This window comes from Rhodococcus sp. ACPA1, assembly GCF_002300195.1.
In the GTDB taxonomy this organism is placed as follows: Bacteria; Actinomycetota; Actinomycetes; order Mycobacteriales; family Mycobacteriaceae; genus Rhodococcus_F; species Rhodococcus_F opacus.
Genome location: NZ_NSDX01000040.1, coordinates 1 through 370 on the forward strand (window position 1 = coordinate 1; position 370 = coordinate 370).

Consider the following 370-nt stretch of genomic DNA (forward strand, 5'->3'; position numbering starts at 1 on the left):
ACCTGCGTCGCGAGCAGCGAGTTGCCGCCCAGGGCGAAGAAGTCGTCGTCGAGCCCGACCCTCTCGCGATCGAGGACATCTGCGAACACGCCGGCAACGACCCCCTCCGCCACCGACACCGGCGCCCGGTACTGCGGCACCGGAAACACCGGTGCCGGCAACGCCCGCCGATCCACCTTCCCACTGGCCGTCAACGGCAATCGATCCAGCACGGTAATCGGTGAGGGCACCATGTAGTCGGGGAGGCGGTCCGCGACCAACACGCGGACACGAGCCGGGTCGAGGCGGGCGCCGTCGCGGGGGACGACGTAGCCGACGAGTCGGTCGCCGGTGTGGTGGTCGTGGTGGACTGTCACTGCGGCGTGGGTGA

Annotated in this window: 1 protein-coding gene; it reads right to left on the bottom strand. The window is 70.0% G+C overall.

The genetic code is table 11. The annotated features are described in order from the left end of the window. A partial coding sequence (locus tag CJ177_RS46590; protein ID WP_257015118.1) for a phosphopantetheine-binding protein occupies nt 1–370 on the bottom strand: 370 nt, incomplete at both ends.